This window comes from Bacillus sp. BD48 (assembly GCF_046566805.1).
In the GTDB taxonomy this organism is placed as follows: Bacteria; Bacillota; Bacilli; order Bacillales; family Bacillaceae; genus Bacillus; species Bacillus safensis.
The window spans coordinates 243,223-262,160 of sequence record NZ_JANGFM010000001.1 but is presented as its reverse complement, the minus strand read 5'-3'; the positions used below and the strand labels follow the sequence as shown (position 1 = coordinate 262,160).

Genomic DNA, 18,938 nt, shown 5'->3' with positions numbered 1-18,938 from the left:
AGGAGGGTCCTGTCTTGGATGAACAATTACCGATCACACGGCGGCAATTTCATATATTACTCAATCAGATTCAAATGACAGATGATGACCTCAGTCGTTACTTTGAAGAAGGGGAAATCGTCAAATTGACGGTGCATAAGGCGACGAAAACATGGCATTTCCTTTTTAAATTTAAGGCGCTTTTGCCTTACAAAGTATACGCCATGTTTCTCAGCAGGCTGACAAATGCATTTTCTCATATTGCACAAATCACTTGTACGATTGAAGTGAATGATCCGCACATATCTGAAGAACTCGTGCAATCGTACTGGTCACATTGTGTGGAAGAACTTCAAGGAATTTCTCCCCCAATTATCAGCTTGCTTCAGCAGCAAAAACCATCGCTGTCTGGACATAAAATCATCATTAAAACGAAAAGCGAAACAGAGGCACTCGCTATTAAGAAGAAGTACAGCCCAATGCTCCAGGCTGCATTTAAACAAGTGGGCTTTCCAGAGCTGCAATTCGATACAGAAATTTTTGTATCAGATCAAGAGATTCAGAAGTTCAGAGAACAAAAGCTTGCTGAAGATCAAGAAAGAGCCATGCAAGCCCTCACTGAGATGGAGAAGAAAGAAAGTGAGGAGCAGGATGAAGCTCCGTCAGGCCCTCTGATGATTGGCTATCAAATCAAAGACAATGAAGAAATTCGTACGCTTGATAGTATCATGGACGAGGAAAGAAGAATCACCGTTCAAGGCTACGTATTCGATGCAGAAACGCGTGAGCTGAAAAGCGGGAGAACGCTTTGTATCTTTAAGATCACAGATTATACAAACAGTATTTTGATCAAAATGTTTGCAAGAGAAAAAGAAGATGCTCAGCTGATGAAATCATTGAAAAAAGGCATGTGGGTGAAAGCAAGAGGAAGCATTCAAAATGATACGTTTGTCAGAGATCTTGTCATGATCGCCAATGATGTCAATGAAATGAAACCGCAGCTGAAAGAAGATACAGCACCTGAGGGTGAAAAGCGTGTGGAGCTTCATTTACATTCCCCTATGAGCCAAATGGATGCTGTCACTGGCATTGGGAGGCTTGTTGAACAAGCAAAGAAATGGGGACATGAAGCAATTGCCCTGACGGATCATGCCGTTGTACAATCCTTCCCTGATGCGTATGCAGCAAGTAAAAAGCATGGCATCAAAATGATGTACGGTGTGGAGATCAACTTAGTTGATGATGGTGTACCGATTGCATATAACCCAGAGCACCGCTTGTTAGAGGATGCGACGTATGTCGTATTTGACGTAGAGACAACTGGACTTTCAGCCGTTTATGACACGATCATTGAGCTGGCAGCAGTGAAAATAAAAGGCGGGGAAATCATTGACCGCTTTGAAGCATTTGCAAATCCCCATCACCCGTTATCAGCGACAACCATCGAATTAACAGGTATCACCGATGATATGGTGAGAGATGCACCAGATGTTGTCGACGTTGTGCGGGATTTCAAAGAATGGATTGGACAAGATATCCTTGTTGCGCACAATGCGAGCTTTGATATGGGCTTTTTAAATGCAGCGTATAAACGCCTGTTAAAAACAGATAAAGCGTCAAACCCTGTCATTGATACACTTGAACTTGGCCGATTCCTTTACCCAGAATTTAAAAATCACCGGCTGAATACCCTTTGTAAAAAGTTCGATATTGAACTAACGCAGCATCACCGGGCGATCTATGATGCAGAGGCGACAGGCTATCTCATGCTGAAGATGCTAAAAGATGCGGCTGAAAAAGAGATTGCCTATCACGATCAATTGAATGAAAACATGGGGCAGTCGAATGCATACCAGCGCTCACGTCCTTACCATGCCGTTCTGATCGCACAAAATGAGACAGGGCTGAAAAATTTATTCAAGCTTGTTTCTCTTTCTCATATTCATTATTTCTACCGGGTGCCGCGCATACCGCGCTCACAGCTTGAGAAATATCGAGAAGGACTAATTATCGGGTCTGCCTGTGATAAGGGTGAAGTGTTTGAAGGGATGATGCAAAAATCACCTGATGAGGTGGAAGACATTGCAGCATTTTATGACTATTTAGAGGTACATCCGCCAGAAGTGTATCAGCACCTGCTGCAGCTTGAGCTTGTTCGAGATGAACGTGCGTTAAAAGAAATCATCACAAACATTGTCAAACTTGGCGAAAAGCTGAATAAACCAGTTGTAGCGACTGGAAATGTACATTACCTGCATCCAGAGGACAAAATATATCGTAAAATCTTAATTTCATCACAGGGTGGAGCGAATCCGCTGAACCGCCATGAACTGCCAAAAGTTCATTTTAGAACGACAGATGAAATGCTCGAAGCGTTCTCCTTCCTAGGAGACGAAAAAGCGAAAGAGATCGTCGTAACGAATACGCAAAAAGTATCTGAGATGGTCGAAAGCATTAAACCTATCAAAGATGATCTTTACACACCAAAAATTGAAGGTGCAGATGAAGAAATACGGGAAATGAGCTATCAAATGGCGCGCAGCATCTACGGAGATGATTTGCCGAAAATCGTAGAAGACCGCATTGAGAAAGAATTAAAAAGTATTATCGGTCATGGCTTCGCCGTTATTTACTTAATCTCTCATAAGCTCGTAAAAAAATCACTTGATGATGGGTATCTTGTTGGTTCAAGGGGATCTGTCGGCTCATCTCTTGTTGCGACATTAACAGAGATTACTGAAGTGAATCCACTTGCACCTCATTATGTATGTCCAAGCTGTAAGCACTCTGAGTTCTTTAATGACGGATCTGTTGGTTCAGGCTTTGACCTTCCTGATAAAGACTGCCCAGAATGTGGTACGCCGTATAAAAAAGACGGACATGATATTCCGTTTGAAACGTTCTTAGGTTTTAAAGGAGACAAAGTTCCTGATATTGATTTGAACTTCTCAGGTGAATATCAGCCGATAGCACATAACTATACGAAAGAGTTGTTCGGGGAAGAGTACGTATACCGAGCAGGTACGATTGGTACCGTTGCAGAAAAAACAGCATATGGTTACGTGAAAGGCTATGCAGGAGATCATAACCTTCATATGAGAGGCGCTGAAATCGACCGGCTTGTACAAGGCTGTACTGGGGTAAAACGGACAACTGGCCAGCATCCAGGCGGGATTATCGTTGTGCCTGATTATATGGACATTTACGATTTCTCACCTATTCAATATCCGGCCGATGCGACAGGTTCCGATTGGAAGACGACACATTTTGATTTCCATTCAATCCACGACAACTTGCTCAAGCTGGATATTCTTGGGCACGATGATCCAACGGTCATTCGTATGCTTCAAGATTTAAGCGGAATCGATCCAAAAACGATTCCAACAGATGACCCTGAAGTCATGAAGATTTTCCAAGGAACAGAGCCTCTAGGTGTAACAGAAGAGCAAATTGGCTGTAAAACAGGTACACTCGGTATCCCGGAATTTGGGACAAGATTTGTTCGCCAAATGCTAGAGGATACAAAACCAACGACCTTCTCAGAGCTTGTTCAGATTTCTGGACTATCACACGGTACGGATGTATGGCTCGGAAACGCGCAAGAGCTCATTCACAATAAAACGTGTGAACTAAGTGAAGTGATTGGGTGCCGTGATGATATTATGGTCTATCTCATCTATCAGGGCTTAGAGCCGTCACTCGCCTTTAAAATCATGGAATCTGTTCGTAAAGGGAAGGGACTTCCTCCTGAATGGGAAGAAGAAATGAAGAATAATAATGTACCAAACTGGTATATTGATTCTTGTAAAAAGATCAAATACATGTTCCCTAAAGCCCACGCGGCTGCTTATGTACTAATGGCTGTTCGTATTGCTTATTTCAAGGTGCATCATGCACTTCTGTACTATGCGGCTTACTTTACCGTTCGTGCGGATGACTTTGATATAGAAACGATGACAAAAGGATCGAATGCGATTCGAGCCGTTATGGATGACATTAACTCAAAAGGTCTAGATGCATCACCGAAAGAAAAGAACCTATTAACTGTACTAGAGCTTGCCCTTGAAATGTGCGAAAGAGGCTACCATTTCAAAAAAGTGGACCTCTACCGCTCAAGTGCAACAGAGTTTATCATTGATGGAGATGGTTTAATTCCGCCATTCAACTCGATCCCTGGACTCGGAACAAACGTTGCGCTAAATATTGTTCGCGCGCGGCAAGATGGGGAATTCCTTTCAAAAGAAGATTTGCAAAAACGCGGAAAAGTGTCGAAAACCATCCTTGAATATTTAGATCGTCAAGGCTGTTTAGAAGCACTTCCTGATCAAAACCAGCTTTCTTTATTTTAATTTGATGAAAAAGAGCGCCCTACTAAATGGGCGTTCTTTTTTCTATATACAATAATATTATTATGTTAACTAATAAAGATTTTTCACCAACTGGAATTATTTTCTTATTTATTCATATATCTTGATTTAGCGTGATGTTTTAAGAGAAGAGATTGTATGTCATTCTTTCTACCCAAATAGAGCTCAAAAGAGAATTTCGCCGTCTGAAATGTTCTCAAGCGACATATGATCATTCTGGGTACAGTCAGAAGGAGAATCAAGAGAAAAACCTTCGATGAGCGTAAAGCTGATTGCTGTTTACTATGCTTATTTTTGAAACATATTTGATTCTTTTCAAAAACTGTACAGATCACGAAACGAAGTATAAAAAGGAGGCGGTTCGTCTATTGATCAAGGTTTCACTAAAAAGAAGGGGTGAGCAATAGAGAAATGGCATCTTACAACTATGTAGAGGTTCTACAAAAATCCATGCTGTTTTATGAAGCGCAGCGGTCAGGCCGGCTTCCGGAAAGTAATCGTCTTAACTGGCGGGGAGATTCTGGACTAGAGGACGGGAAGGATGTTGGGCACGACTTAACTGGCGGCTGGTATGATGCAGGAGATCATGTGAAATTTGGACTTCCGATGGCTTACTCAGCAGCCGTGCTTGCGTGGACAGTATATGAATACCGAGAAGCTTATGAAGAGGCGGAGCTGCTTGATGAGATACTAGATCAAATCAAGTGGGCAACGGATTATTTCTTGAAAGCACATACAGGACCGAATGAATTTTGGGCGCAAGTAGGTGATGGAAACGCCGACCATGCTTGGTGGGGACCAGCAGAAGTGATGCCGATGAACCGGCCAGCTTTTAAGATTGATGAACATTGTCCTGGAACAGAAGTAGCTGCACAAACTGCGGCGGCTTTAGCAGCAGGCTCTATCATTTTTAAAGAAACAGATGCGCCCTATGCAGCAAAGCTTTTGACGCACGCCAAACAGCTATATGCATTTGCTGACAGGTATCGCGGCAAATATACAGATTGTGTCACCAATGCGCAGCCATTTTACAACTCCTGGAGCGGCTATGTTGACGAACTTATTTGGGGCGGAATCTGGCTGTACTTGGCGACAAATGAAGAAACCTATTTAAACCAAGCATTAAAAGCGGTAGAGGAATGGCCGAAGGATTGGGATTATACGTTTACCATGTCATGGGACAATACTTTTTTTGCTTCACAAATCTTACTTGCAAGAATCACGAAAGAAAACAGATTTATAGAATCGACTGAGCGTAATCTTGATTACTGGACCACAGGTCTCGTTCAAAATGGAAAAGTAGAAAGAATCACCTATACGCCTGGCGGTTTGGCATGGCTGGATCAATGGGGTTCACTTCGTTATGCCGCCAATGCAGCATTTTTAGCCTTTGTTTATGCTGATTGGGTAACTGATCAAGAAAAGAAGAATCGATACCAATCGTTTGCGATCAAGCAAACTCACTATATGCTAGGGGATAATCCGCTGAATAGAAGCTATGTCGTTGGTTTTGGCCAGAATCCGCCGAAGCACCCGCACCACCGTAATGCACATGGCTCATGGTCGAACCAGCTGACAAATCCTCCAGTTCATCGGCACACACTTTATGGAGCGCTTGTTGGGGGCCCTAATGAACAGGACCAATATGACGATGATATCTCGGATTATGTATCAAACGAGGTGGCGACTGATTATAATGCCGCCTTTACTGGAAATATTGCCAAAATGGTGCAGCTGTTTGGTCAAGGGCAATCAAAGCTGCCCAATTTTCCGCCTAAAGAACAAGTGGAGGATGAGTTTTTTGTAGAGGCAGCTGTGATGCATAACGATACAACATCTACTCAAGTGAAAGCAGTGCTATACAACCGGTCCGGCTGGCCGGCAAGAAGCAGTCAAACACTGTCCTTTAGATATTACGTCAATCTGAGTGAGGTTTTTGCAAAGGGGTTCACTGAAAAGGATATTCAAGTGACAGCAGCCTACAATGAAGGCGCTTCCTTATCACCTTTAAAGGTATATGACGAATCAGCCCGCGTCTATTTTGCAGAAATTGATTTTACGGGCGTAGCTATTTCTCCTAGAGGAGAATCTGAGCATAAGAAGGAAATACAATTTCGATTATCTGCTCCAAATGGATCGAATATATGGGATGCCTCAAATGATTATTCCTATCAAGGATTAACAGCCAATATGCAAAAAACAACGAAGATTCCTGTCTTTGACGATGGTGTTTTAGTATTTGGCACACTTCCAGACAAATAAAAAAACAATGATTTTATTGAAAGGGTGAAGGACTTGTCAAACAAAGAACGGTTTTTAACGCTTTATCATCAAATCAAAAGCGATGCGAATGGATATTTTTCACCAGAAGGAATTCCGTATCATTCAATTGAGACGCTCATTTGCGAAGCGCCTGATTACGGGCATATGACAACCTCAGAAGCGTATAGCTATTGGCTGTGGCTTGAGGTGCTGTACGGACATTACACAGGGGATTGGAGCAAATTAGAGGCTGCTTGGGACAATATGGAGAAGTACATCATCCCAGTCAATGAAGATGGAAATGATGAGCAGCCGCATATGAACGCTTACAATCCGTCCAGCCCAGCCACATACGCAGCAGAGAAACCATTTCCGGATCAATACCCAAGCCAGCTGACCGGTGCTCGTCCTGCTGGTCAAGATCCAATTGATAGTGAATTGAAATCAACCTATGGAACGAATGAAACGTATTTAATGCACTGGCTCCTTGATGTAGATAACTGGTATGGCTATGGAAACTTGCTCAACCCATCACATAAAGCCGCATATGTGAACACATTCCAGCGTGGTCCACAGGAATCTGTATGGGAGTCCATCCCTCATCCATCACAGGACGATAAATCTTTTGGCAAGCCGAATGAAGGCTTTATGAGCTTATTCACAAAAGAAAATCAAGCTCCAGCTGCTCAGTGGCGCTATACGAATGCAACGGATGCTGATGCGCGTGCAATACAAGCGATGTATTGGGCAAAGGAGCTCGGCTATAATCAGTCAACTTATCTTGATAAAGCGAAAAAAATGGGGGATTTCCTCCGTTACGGCATGTACGATAAATATTTTCAAACGATTGGAAGCGGGAAGCAGGGGAATCCGTATCCTGGAAACGGAAAAGGTGCCTGTCATTACTTAATGGCATGGTATACGTCTTGGGGCGGAGGACTTGGGGATAATGCAAACTGGTCATGGCGTATCGGAGCGAGCCATTGTCATCAAGGATATCAAAATCCTGTCGCCGCTTATGCTTTATCCTCAGATAAAGGAGGCTTAAAGCCAACTTCAGCTACCGGGGCAAGCGATTGGGAAAAAACATTAAAGAGACAGCTTGAATTTTACGTATGGCTTCAATCGAAAGAAGGTGCCATAGCAGGAGGCGCAACCAATAGCTGGAATGGAGACTATAGTGCTTATCCAGCAGGAAGAAGTACTTTTTATGATATGGCATATGAAGATGCACCTGTTTACCTTGACCCGCCTTCAAATAACTGGTTTGGAATGCAGGCGTGGCCAATAGAGCGTGTAGCAGAGCTTTATTATATTTTTGTGAAAGATGGAGACAAAACATCTGAAAATGTCCAAATGGCCAAATCTGTCGTGACAAAATGGGTCAACTATGCCTTAGATTACATTTTTATCGGCAGCCGTCCTGTGTCTGATGATGAGGGTTATTTCTTAGATGAGCAAGGACAAAGAATTCTAGGAGGAACAAACGTTTCTGTTGCTACAACAAGTGCGCCTGGAGAGTTTTGGCTTCCTGGAAATATTGCTTGGAGCGGACAGCCTGATACTTGGAACGGGTTCCAGTCTGCAACAGGAAATCCAAATTTAACAGCGGTAACAAAAGATCCGACTCAGGATACGGGCGTATTAGGAAGTCTAGCCAAAGCTTTGATATTCTTTGCAGCAGCCACAAAGCTTGAAACAGGTGATTATACAGCGCTTGGTGCAAGAGCAAAAGATGCAGCCGCGCAGCTCCTAGAGGTTGCGTGGAATTACAATGATGGCGTCGGCATAGTGACAGAGGAAGATAGAGAAGACTATGACCGTTTCTTTAGAAAAGAAGTGTATTTCCCAAATGGATGGAACGGGACATTTGGTCAAGGAAATCAGATTCCTGGAGCCAGCACCATTCCTTCTGACCCGCAGCGAGGAGGGAATGGGGTCTATACGAGTTTTGCTGATCTTCGTCCGAAGATTAAACAAGATCCAGCGTGGTCTTCACTCGAAAGTAAATATCAATCTTCATTTAATGAAGCTACAGGTAAATGGGAGAATGGCGCACCAGTTTTCACTTATCACCGCTTCTGGTCTCAAGTGGATATGGCCACTGCCTATGCTGAATACCATCGTCTGATCAACTAAGAGGTCAAAATCAAGCTGTCGGCTTCTGGCCGGCAGTTTGAATAGGTAATAACAATCCAATGAAAATAAGGGTGATTTTACATGGTTAAAGAAAGAAGCTTTCTTCATCATTCATTCAATAGAGGCGAAAATGGCCAGGAAAATCTAATGTGGAAAAAAGAGGCGGATGATCGAATCTCAGAGCATAGACAAAGAGATCTTGTGATCAACGTGACAAACGGCGATAAAAAGCCAATAGCAGGTATAGAGGTTGAAATTAAGCAAATCAAGCATGAGTTCGCATTTGGTTCGGCGATGAATGACCAAGTGTTATTTAATCAACAATATGCTGATTTTTTCGTGAAGTATTTTAATTGGGCTGTTTTTGAAAATGAGGCAAAATGGTATGCGAATGAGCCGCAAAGAGGGAGAATCACCTACGAAAAAGCAGATGCGATGCTGAATTTTGCAGATCGACATCAACTTCCAGTGAGGGGGCACGCTTTATTTTGGGAGGTAGAGGATGCGAATCCAAGCTGGCTGAGGTCACTGCCGAATCATGAAGTATATGAAGCCATGAAAAACCGGCTTGAGCATGCGGGCAATCATTTTAAGGGAAGATTCCGTCACTGGGATGTAAACAATGAAATGATGCACGGTTCATTTTTTAAAGATCGCTTTGGGAAAAATATTTGGAAGTGGATGTATGAAGAAACGAAAAAAATTGACCCTCAAGCACTATTGTTTGTGAATGATTATAATGTAATTTCATATGGTGAGCACCATGCGTATAAAGCGCATATCAATGAACTGCGTCAGTTAGGCGCACCTATTGAGGCGATTGGGGTTCAAGGCCATTTTGAAGAACGGGTCGATCCAGTCATTGTCAAAGAGAGGCTTGATGTGCTTGCTGAGCTTGGTCTTCCAATATGGGTCACAGAGTACGACTCTGTTCACCCTGACCCTAATAGAAGAGCGGATAACCTAGAGGCTTTATATCGCGTCGCATTTAGTCATCCAGCCGTCAAAGGAGTACTGATGTGGGGATTTTGGGCAGGTGCTCATTGGAGAGGTGAACATGCGGCCATCGTGAATTATGATTGGTCTTTAAATGAAGCAGGACGACGTTATGAAAAGCTTCTAAATGAGTGGACGACCCAAAGAGTTGAAAAAACAGATGCTAATGGCAATGTGATATGTCCAGCATTTCACGGAACATATGAGATTCAAATCGGCAAAGAAAATAAAATGTTGAAACAGCAGACAATTGAACTTGATTCAAATGAACAAACACCGCTTCAACTAGATGTGATCCTGCCTCAAGAAGGATAGAGATAGATTGTGAGGAGAATGTAAATGAAAAAGTGGGCTCAAAGAGTGTCTTGCTTCATACTTGTGGCCGCTATATGGTCCGGCTGGTTTTCACTTACGATGAAAGCCGCCGCTTATGTGCAGACGTCTGGTACACAATTTACGCTGAACAATCAACCATTTTACTTCGCCGGCACAAATAATTACTACTTCCATTACAAATCTAAAAAAATGGTAGATGCTGTGTTCGATGATATGAAAGCAATGAATTTAAAGGTCATACGGATTTGGGGCTTTCATGACGGGGCACCTCAAGAAAACTCAGTCTTACAATCTAGTCCAGGGGTCTATGAAGAATCGGGTTTTCAAAAACTAGATTATGCGATTTATAAAGCAGGACAGGAAGGGATAAAGCTTGTCATTCCACTAGTGAACAATTGGGATGACTTTGGCGGTATGAATCAATACGTAAAGTGGTTCGGGGCAGGAACGCATGATGCCTTCTATACAGATCCTCGAATTCAAAATGCTTACAAAAATTATGTGCGCTATGTATTAGAAAGAACCAATACGTATACAGGTGTTCAATATAAAGACGATCCAGCTATTATGACTTGGGAATTGGCCAATGAGCCGCGTGTGCAGTCAGATCCAACGGGAAATGTACTAGTCAAATGGGCAGATGAAATGAGTTCATGGATCAAATCGCTGGATCGTCACCATCTTGTTGCAGTAGGAGATGAAGGTTTTTTCCGCATACCAGGGCATGAAGATTGGTTTTACGGAGGCGGAGAAGGCGTCGATTGGGACCGTTTGACGGCTCTTCCTCATATCGATTATGGGACCTATCATCTGTACCCAGATCATTGGAACAAGTCTGCTGTCTGGGGAGTGAAATGGATTGAAGACCATATCACCCGAGGGAAATCAATTGGAAAACCAGTTGTGTTAGAAGAGTTTGGCTATCAAAATCAATCAGCTCGTCCTGACGTATATCAAAGCTGGCTGTCAGCGGTTGAGCGGCTCGGAGGGGCTGGCAGTCAATTTTGGATTTTAACAAGCATTCAGGACGACGATTCGCTCTATCCGGATTATGACGGTTTCCGCATCATAAAAGGGAGCAGGGAGGCAGCACTTATTAGTGAACATGCGAAAAGAATGAATGAAAAGAAATGATGACGAATGCCTGCTGAATAAGGAACTTCATTTGCATAAAAAAATTGGATATGGTATAGTTTTTATGGAAATGCTAACGATTACCGAGACAAGAGTGGGGAAACCCGCTCTTTTGTATTGAACAGGCAATTTTTGTCTCGACATTATTCATCCGTTTTCTGCTCCCCCTGCTCACATAAAGCAGGGTTTTTATGCAGAATGATTGATAAGAGCGTTTATCGAAAGCACAAGGAGGAAGAGAATGAGCAAAAAAGTAGTGGATGTCGTAAGCGAAATGGTACAGCCAATTTTAGATGGCTTACAGCTTGAACTCGTTGATGTTGAATTTGTCAAAGAGGGTCAAAACTGGTTCCTTCGCGTGTTTATTGACTCTGATAAAGGCGTCGATATCGAAGAGTGTGCCAAAGTGAGCGAAGCCTTGAGCGAAAAGCTTGATGAGGCAGATCCGATTAGCCAAAACTACTTTCTTGAAGTGTCCTCTCCTGGAGCGGAGCGCCCATTAAAGAAAAAAGCTGATTTTGAAAAAGCACTTGGAAAAAATGTTTTCATGAAAACATATGAACCAATTGATGGTGAAAAAGCATTTGAAGGTGAGCTTACAAGCTTTGATGGTGAGATTGCAACAGTGACAGTGAAGATCAAGACAAGAAAGAAAGAGATCAATATTCCATACGAAAAAATAGCTAACGCAAGATTAGCAGTTTCGTTCAATTAACCTTTTCATTGATATAAGGGGGAACCATAAAAATGAGTAGTGAGTTGTTAGATGCCCTGACTGTTCTTGAGAAAGAGAAGGGTATTAGTAAAGAAATTATAATTGAAGCGATAGAAGCTGCACTCATTTCTGCATATAAGCGTAATTTTAATCAAGCACAAAATGTTCGTGTTGATTTAAACCGCGAAACGGGAACGATTCGTGTGTTCGCAAGAAAAGATGTTGTAGATGAAGTGTATGATTCTCGCCTTGAAATCTCAGTAGATGATGCAGCCAATATTAACCCGAATTACATGGTTGGTGACGTCGTTGAGATTGAAGTCACACCAAAAGACTTCGGACGCATTGCAGCTCAGACAGCGAAACAAGTTGTGACGCAGCGAGTGAGAGAAGCAGAGCGCGGTGTGATCTACACTGAGTTCATCGACCGCGAGGAAGACATTATGACGGGAATCGTTCAGCGAATTGACAGTAAATTCATTTACGTGTCACTTGGCAAAATCGAAGCCCTTCTTCCTGTCAATGAACAAATGCCAAATGAGGAATACAAACCGCATGACCGCATTAAAGTATTCATTACAAAAGTAGAAAAAACAACTAAAGGACCACAAATTTATGTGTCTAGAACACATCCAGGTCTCTTAAAGCGTTTATTTGAAATTGAAGTGCCAGAAATTTATGATGGTACTGTAGAGCTTAAATCGGTTGCTAGAGAAGCTGGAGACCGTTCTAAAATATCTGTTCGTACAGATGATCCTGATGTTGATCCAGTTGGCTCATGTGTTGGACCAAAAGGCCAGCGTGTACAAGCAATTGTCAATGAGCTGAAAGGCGAAAAAATTGACATTGTCCACTGGTCAAATGACCCGGTTGAATTTGTTGCCAATGCGCTGAGTCCATCAAAAGTACTTGATGTCATTGTGAATGAAGAAGACAAGGCGACAACAGTCATTGTCCCTGATTATCAGCTGTCATTAGCGATTGGTAAAAGAGGTCAAAATGCTCGTCTTGCAGCGAAGCTGACCAGCTGGAAAATTGACATTAAAAGCGAAACAGATGCAAGGGAACTCGGTATTTTCCCAAGAACTGAAGACTCTGAATCTCTTTTCTTAGAGGCTGAACCAGTAGCTGAGGAATCTGACGAATAAGAGGTGATATAAAAGGTGAAAAGCCGAAAAAAAATCCCGCTTAGAAAATGCGTCGTGACGGGAGAAATGAAACCAAAGAAAGAACTGATCCGTGTTGTTCGTTCTAAAGAAGGAGAAGTGTCTGTTGACGCTACCGGAAAAATGAACGGACGCGGAGCTTACCTTTCTCTCGATAAAGAAACTATTCTTGCGGCAAAGAACAAACGCAGTTTACAGCAGCAATTTCAGACACAGATTGACGAACACATATTTGAAGAATTACTAGAACTAGCTGAAAAGGTGAAAAAACCTAATGAATGAATCTGAATGGTATCCTTTGCTTGGTCTAGCAAATCGAGCTCGTAAAGTCGTGTCAGGAGAAGATCTGGTGATCAAAGAAATTAGACATGCGCGTGCTAAGCTGGTTCTTCTTGCAGCAGATGCCTCATCTAACACAGAGAAAAAGGTATCTGACAAATGCAAATTTTATAATGTTCCGGTTAGAAAAGTTGAAGACCGTTCCGTTCTCGGACGTTCTATTGGGAAAGAAGCTCGCGTAGTTGTCGCTGTCACTGACCAAGGCTTCGCTAAGAAGCTCATAAGCTTGCTCGATTAATTTATTTGGGGGTGAACGAATGGCTAAAGTGAGAGTATATGAATACGCAAAAGCCATAGATGTTTCAAGTAAAGATATTATAGCAGCGCTTAAGGATATGAACGTGGAAGTGAACAACCACATGGCGACGCTTGAAGACGACACTGTGAAAAAGCTAGACGCTATCTATAAAAAAGCCAAAGCAAAAGAGACAGCTAACGAGAAACCCGCAGAACAAAAAAAACAATCATCTAACAAAAACAATGATAGAAAGAAGAATGACGTGCAGAATAATCAATTTAATAAAAACAAAAAAAACAACAACCAAAATAAAAACAAAAACAAACGCGGTGGAAATAACAAACCGCAGCATCAGCAAGCTAGACCTGTGAAGCCTAAAAAAGAGCTTCCTGAAAAAATTGAATTTACAAATTCAATGACTGTCGGCCAGCTGGCTGATGAGCTTGGAAAAGAATCAGCTGAAATCATTAAAAAGCTGATGATGCTTGGTGTCATGGCAACAATCAACCAAGAACTTGATAAAGATACAGTGGAATTAATCGCTTCTGAATATGGTGTTCCAGTTGAGGAAGTCATCATTTTAGAAGAAACTGAACTTGAAAAGTATGAAGTTGAAGATAAAGAAGAAGATATGCAAGTACGCCCTCCAGTTGTAACGATCATGGGACACGTTGACCACGGGAAAACAACTCTTCTTGACAGCATTCGTAAGACAAAAGTCGTCGAAGGCGAAGCAGGTGGAATCACGCAGCATATCGGTGCATACCAAATTGAAGAAAATGGCAAAAAAATTACGTTCCTTGATACACCTGGACACGCAGCATTTACAACGATGCGTGCACGTGGTGCCGAAGTAACGGATACGACAATTCTAGTCGTTGCAGCAGATGATGGTGTCATGCCGCAAACAATTGAAGCGATTAACCATGCGAAAGCGGCAGAAGTGCCAATCATTGTCGCTGTCAACAAAATTGACAAACCAACAGCGAACCCTGACCGTGTGATGCAGGAGTTAACTGAGCATGGTCTTGTACCAGAAGCTTGGGGCGGCGAAACGATCTTCGTTCCACTATCTGCAAAAACAGGTGAAGGCATTGACGAATTGATCGAAATGATCCTTCTTGTCAGCGAAGTAGCAGAACTGAAAGCCAACCCAAATCGTGCGGCAAAAGGGACTGTCATCGAGGCTGAGCTTGATAAAGGAAGAGGTTCTGTTGCAACCCTTCTTGTTCAAACAGGTACACTTCAAGTAGGTGACCCAATCGTTGTCGGAAATACATTTGGCCGTGTACGTGCAATGGTCAATGACATCGGCCGCCGCGTGAAAACAGCAGGGCCATCTACACCTGTTGAAATCACTGGTTTAAACGATGTACCAAATGCAGGGGATCAGTTCCTCGTATTCAAAGATGAAAAAACAGCTCGTCAAGTCGGTGAAGCGCGTGCTTCTAAGCAGCTGGATGAACAGCGTTCAGACAAAGCGAAATTATCTCTAGACGACCTATTTGAGCAAATCAAACAAGGTGACGTAAAAGATATCAACTTGATCGTGAAAGCAGACGTACAAGGCTCTGCTGAAGCATTAACGGCAGCTCTTCAAAAAATTGAGGTCGAAGGCGTAAAAGTGAAAATCATCCATACGGGTGTTGGAGCGATTACGGAATCAGATATCATTTTAGCAAGTGCTTCTAATGCGATTGTGATCGGCTTTAACGTACGTCCTGATGGAAATGCGAAGAGCACAGCTGAAACAGAGAACGTAGATATCCGCTTGCACCGCATTATTTATAAAGTCATCGATGAAATTGAAGCTGCGATGAAAGGGATGCTTGACCCTGAATATGAAGAAAAAGTCATCGGTCAAGTTGAAGTTCGTCAAACGTTCAAAGTATCTAAGATCGGTACAATCGCTGGCGGCTATGTGACTGAAGGAACGATCACAAGAGATAGCGGAATCCGCTTAATCCGTGACGGCGTCGTTATTTTTGAAGGCGAAGTCGACGTATTAAAACGATTTAAAGATGATGTCAAAGAAGTTTCACAAGGCTATGAATGTGGTATTACCATTAAGAAATACAATGATATCCGTGAAGGCGATGTTCTGGAATCATTCGTTATGCAAGAAATCGAAAGAAAATGATCGGTTATACCGAATGTGAGTGCATGATCTATGATGCATCCTCACTGAAGGAAAAACGTGCGGTTCTTCAGCGTATATTGACAAGAACGCGTCATAAATTCAATGTAACCATTGCTGAAATGGATTACCAGGATACATGGCAGCGTACATCAATCGGAATCGCCGTGATTTCCTCATCTCGGGTTCAAGTGGAAAAGGAGCTTCAGCGTGTATTAAGCTTTATCGATTCTTTTCCTGAAATTGAACGAACGATCACGAAAACTGAGTGGTTTTAATTAGAGGTGATAAGATCATGAGTATGAGAGCAACCCGTGTGGGTGAGCAAATGAAAAAAGAATTGGGCGACATCTTAGGCAGAAAGCTAAAAGATCCAAGAATCGGCTTTTTGACTGTAACTGATGTCGAAGTATCCGGTGATTTGCAAATTGCCAAAGTCTACATTTCTGTTCTTGGCGACGAGAAGAAAAGAGAGGAAACCTTAAAAGGCCTTGCAAAGGCTAAAGGGTATATCCGCTCTGAAATTGGCAATCGAATCAGACTTCGCAAAACACCAGAACTGCATTTTGAATTCGACGAATCCGTAGATTACGGAAACCGAATTGAAAGCCTGATTGCTGAGTTAAACACAAAAGATCATGAATAAGACGTTGAAATAAGGATAGACGATGATCGTCTGTCCTTTTTCATCGTTTATGAAAGGAGAGAACGCAGATGATAAATGGTGTTCTTTTATTACATAAAGAAAGAGGCATGACCTCTCACGACTGTGTGTTCAAAGTAAGAAAAATCTTGCACACAAAAAAAGTCGGACATACAGGCACCCTCGATCCAGAGGTTTCAGGTGTTCTGCCTATTTGTATCGGAAGAGCAACGAAGATTGTAGAATATTTAACAGATAAATCGAAAACGTATGATGCGGAAATCACGATTGGCTTTTCTACAACAACAGAAGACCAAACAGGTGAGATCGTAGAAGAGAAAAAGGTGGAAAAACCAATTTCAGAAAAAGAAATTGATGCGGCGCTGAAGCAGTTTGAAGGAACCATTGAACAAATTCCTCCGATGTTTTCTGCTGTGAAAATTGGCGGAAAAAAACTCTATGAATATGCAAGAGAAGGCATTGAAATTGAGCGGCCGAGCCGTGAAATTACCATTCACCGTATCGAGCGGACAACACCTGTCACGTATGAGGATGGCAGCGTGTCATTTAGATTCACTGTTCTATGCTCAAAGGGAACGTATGTGAGAACTTTAGCGGTTGATATCGGGAAGAAACTAGGGTTTCCAGCCCACATGTCACATCTCATTCGCACAGGGTCTGGGAATTTTACACTTGATGAATGTATCACGCTGGATGAGCTGCGAGATATAAGCGAGGAAGGAACTGTAGATGAGCACCTTGTCCCGATCGAGCGTGCGCTCAATCATTTGCCGAAATGGGAGATAAATGATACATTAGCAAGTAAAGTGGAAAACGGTGCAGTCCTGCCAATGCCTGATGAATTTGCTCATTTCGCAGAGGAGGATCGTGTCGCTGTATTTGCTCCTTCAGGTCGTTGTCTGGCGATATATATGAAGCACCCGACCAAACAGAACCTGATGAAGCCGGCGAAGATCTTATCTCAGGACAAGCAATCTTAAAGAAAAGGTGACATCTCGTGAAGACTATACATATTTCACACCCACATACATTGAATCAAAAGGATCAAGTCCCGTCTGTCATGGCTTTAGGCTACTTTGACGGTGTTCACCTCGGGCATCAAAAAGTCATTGATGAAGCAAAAAGCATTGCGAAAAAAGAAGGATTGGCCTTAGCGGTTATGACCTTTCATCCGCATCCATCACATGTTTTGCAAAAGGCACGGGAACCAAAAGACTTAATTACACCGCTTGAGGATAAAATTGATTTCATCGAACAGCTGGGCGCTGACTATTTATACATCGTGCAATTCAGCGAGAGCTTTGCAGCACTATCTCCTCAAGAGTTTGTGGATCAATATTTGGATGAACTGAATGTGAAGCACGCAGTAGCAGGATTTGATTTTACGTTTGGCCGTTTTGGTGCAGGCACAATGGAAACGTTCGATGAATACGGAAAAGGCCGTATCACGGCAACCATTGTACCTAAGCTGTCCAATCAAGACAGAAAAGTCAGCTCCACTCTCATCCGTTCCGCATTAAAAAATGGGGATGTTGAATATGTGAGCGAGCTATTAGGAAAACCTTATCAGCTTCGCGGTATTGTCATCCATGGAGACAAACGTGGACGGACGATCGGTTTTCCGACAGCTAATGTCGGATTATCTGCTGAATACATTATTCCGCCAACAGGGGTATATGCAGTAAGAGCAGAAGTGAAGGGCAAAGAATATGACGGCGTTTGTAACGTTGGCTATAAACCAACATTTTATGAAAAGCGTCCTGATCAGCCTGCCATTGAAGTAAACCTTTTTGATTTTAACGAAGAAATATATGGCCAGCCGATTAAATTACAATGGTTCAAGCGCATTCGCAGTGAACGAAAATTTAACGGAATCCAGGAGCTGACGGCTCAAATCAGTCAAGATAAAGAAGAAGCGATTCAGTTTTTTCAAGATCAGCTCAAGCAAACAAAAAAATCATAGAAAAACTGCTCTACTATTTGCAAATTCAGCATATTTTTAGTATGATTATTCCTGTAGCTTTAAAACCACTTACTTGGCAGGCCGACTTCACCGACGGTTGCGAGGTAGATGGGGCTAACATGATTTGGAGGTGAAACAGGATGGCTATTACTCAAGAGCGTAAAACGCAATTAATTAATGAGTTCAAAACACACGAATCTGATACTGGATCTCCAGAAGTTCAGATCGCTGTCCTAACAGAATCAATTAACAACTTGAACGAGCATTTACGTACTCATAAGAAAGATCACCACTCACGTCGCGGTCTTTTGAAAATGGTAGGTAGACGTCGTAATCTTCTTACGTATCTACGTAATAAAGACGTAACTCGTTACCGTGAGTTAATTAACAAACTAGGCTTACGTCGATAATCGTAAAAAGCGGGAGGATTCCCGCTTTTTTATCGTATAATCACTAATATTTTATGGTTAAAATGTTGAAAGAATGGCAAAACCCTTCTACAT

The 18,938-nt window shown here is 42.4% G+C and carries 15 protein-coding genes; all 15 read left to right on the top strand.

Features of this window, described 5'->3' with window-relative positions; all coding sequences use genetic code 11:
- The first annotated feature begins 14 nt into the window (after positions 1–14).
- The 15 genes from ACLGGR_RS01290 (at position 15) to rpsO (ending at position 18,845) form a co-directional block, all read left to right on the top strand.
- Complete coding sequence (locus ACLGGR_RS01290) at positions 15–4,328, top strand: PolC-type DNA polymerase III (RefSeq protein WP_410972366.1); 4,314 nt, start codon at positions 15–17, stop codon at positions 4,326–4,328.
- 429 nt (positions 4,329–4,757) lie between these two features.
- On the top strand, positions 4,758–6,608 hold the full coding sequence (locus tag ACLGGR_RS01285; protein WP_410972365.1) for a glycoside hydrolase family 9 protein: 1,851 nt from the start codon (positions 4,758–4,760) through the stop codon (positions 6,606–6,608).
- Between the two features lie 33 nt (positions 6,609–6,641).
- Positions 6,642–8,747 carry a glycoside hydrolase family 48 protein gene (locus ACLGGR_RS01280; RefSeq protein WP_410972364.1) on the top strand — a complete coding sequence of 702 codons (2,106 nt, stop codon included), beginning with the start codon at positions 6,642–6,644 and terminating at the stop codon, positions 8,745–8,747.
- 81 nt (positions 8,748–8,828) lie between these two features.
- Complete coding sequence (locus tag ACLGGR_RS01275; protein WP_410972363.1) at positions 8,829–10,058, top strand: endo-1,4-beta-xylanase; 1,230 nt, start codon at positions 8,829–8,831, stop codon at positions 10,056–10,058.
- Positions 10,059–10,082: 24 nt separating this feature from the next.
- The gene (locus ACLGGR_RS01270) at positions 10,083–11,213 is read left to right on the top strand and encodes a glycoside hydrolase 5 family protein (RefSeq protein WP_410972362.1); all 1,131 of its coding nucleotides are present in this window, start codon (positions 10,083–10,085) and stop codon (positions 11,211–11,213) included.
- A gap of 241 nt (positions 11,214–11,454) precedes the next feature.
- Positions 11,455–11,928, top strand: a complete 474-nt coding sequence (gene rimP / locus ACLGGR_RS01265) for a ribosome maturation factor RimP (RefSeq protein WP_003211398.1) — start codon at positions 11,455–11,457, stop codon at positions 11,926–11,928.
- Between the two features lie 32 nt (positions 11,929–11,960).
- Positions 11,961–13,076, top strand: a complete 1,116-nt coding sequence (nusA, locus tag ACLGGR_RS01260) for a transcription termination factor NusA (protein ID WP_024424140.1) — start codon at positions 11,961–11,963, stop codon at positions 13,074–13,076.
- A 15-nt stretch (positions 13,077–13,091) separates the two neighbouring features.
- Positions 13,092–13,376 carry an RNase P modulator RnpM gene (gene rnpM / locus ACLGGR_RS01255; RefSeq protein ID WP_024424139.1) on the top strand — a complete coding sequence of 95 codons (285 nt, stop codon included), beginning with the start codon at positions 13,092–13,094 and terminating at the stop codon, positions 13,374–13,376.
- Positions 13,369–13,671, top strand: coding sequence for a YlxQ family RNA-binding protein (locus ACLGGR_RS01250; RefSeq protein WP_024424138.1), 303 nt, complete (start codon positions 13,369–13,371; stop codon positions 13,669–13,671). Before rnpM ends, ACLGGR_RS01250 begins: the two co-directional genes overlap by 8 nt.
- 19 nt (positions 13,672–13,690) lie before the next feature.
- Positions 13,691–15,811, top strand: a complete 2,121-nt coding sequence (gene infB / locus ACLGGR_RS01245) for a translation initiation factor IF-2 (protein WP_251215444.1) — start codon at positions 13,691–13,693, stop codon at positions 15,809–15,811.
- On the top strand, positions 15,808–16,086 hold the full coding sequence (locus ACLGGR_RS01240; protein WP_024424137.1) for a DUF503 domain-containing protein: 279 nt from the start codon (positions 15,808–15,810) through the stop codon (positions 16,084–16,086). Before infB ends, ACLGGR_RS01240 begins: the two co-directional genes overlap by 4 nt.
- Before the next feature lie 17 nt (positions 16,087–16,103).
- Positions 16,104–16,454, top strand: a complete 351-nt coding sequence (gene rbfA, locus ACLGGR_RS01235) for a 30S ribosome-binding factor RbfA (protein WP_007499525.1) — start codon at positions 16,104–16,106, stop codon at positions 16,452–16,454.
- Positions 16,455–16,522: 68 nt separating this feature from the next.
- Positions 16,523–17,452, top strand: a complete 930-nt coding sequence (truB, locus tag ACLGGR_RS01230; RefSeq protein WP_410972361.1) for a tRNA pseudouridine(55) synthase TruB — start codon at positions 16,523–16,525, stop codon at positions 17,450–17,452.
- A gap of 17 nt (positions 17,453–17,469) precedes the next feature.
- Positions 17,470–18,435: a bifunctional riboflavin kinase/FAD synthetase gene (gene ribF / locus ACLGGR_RS01225; RefSeq protein WP_410972360.1), complete on the top strand. Its 966-nt coding sequence runs from the start codon at positions 17,470–17,472 to the stop codon at positions 18,433–18,435.
- 140 nt (positions 18,436–18,575) lie between these two features.
- Positions 18,576–18,845, top strand: coding sequence for a 30S ribosomal protein S15 (gene rpsO / locus ACLGGR_RS01220; protein WP_008354438.1), 270 nt, complete (start codon positions 18,576–18,578; stop codon positions 18,843–18,845).
- Positions 18,846–18,938 lie beyond the last annotated feature (93 nt).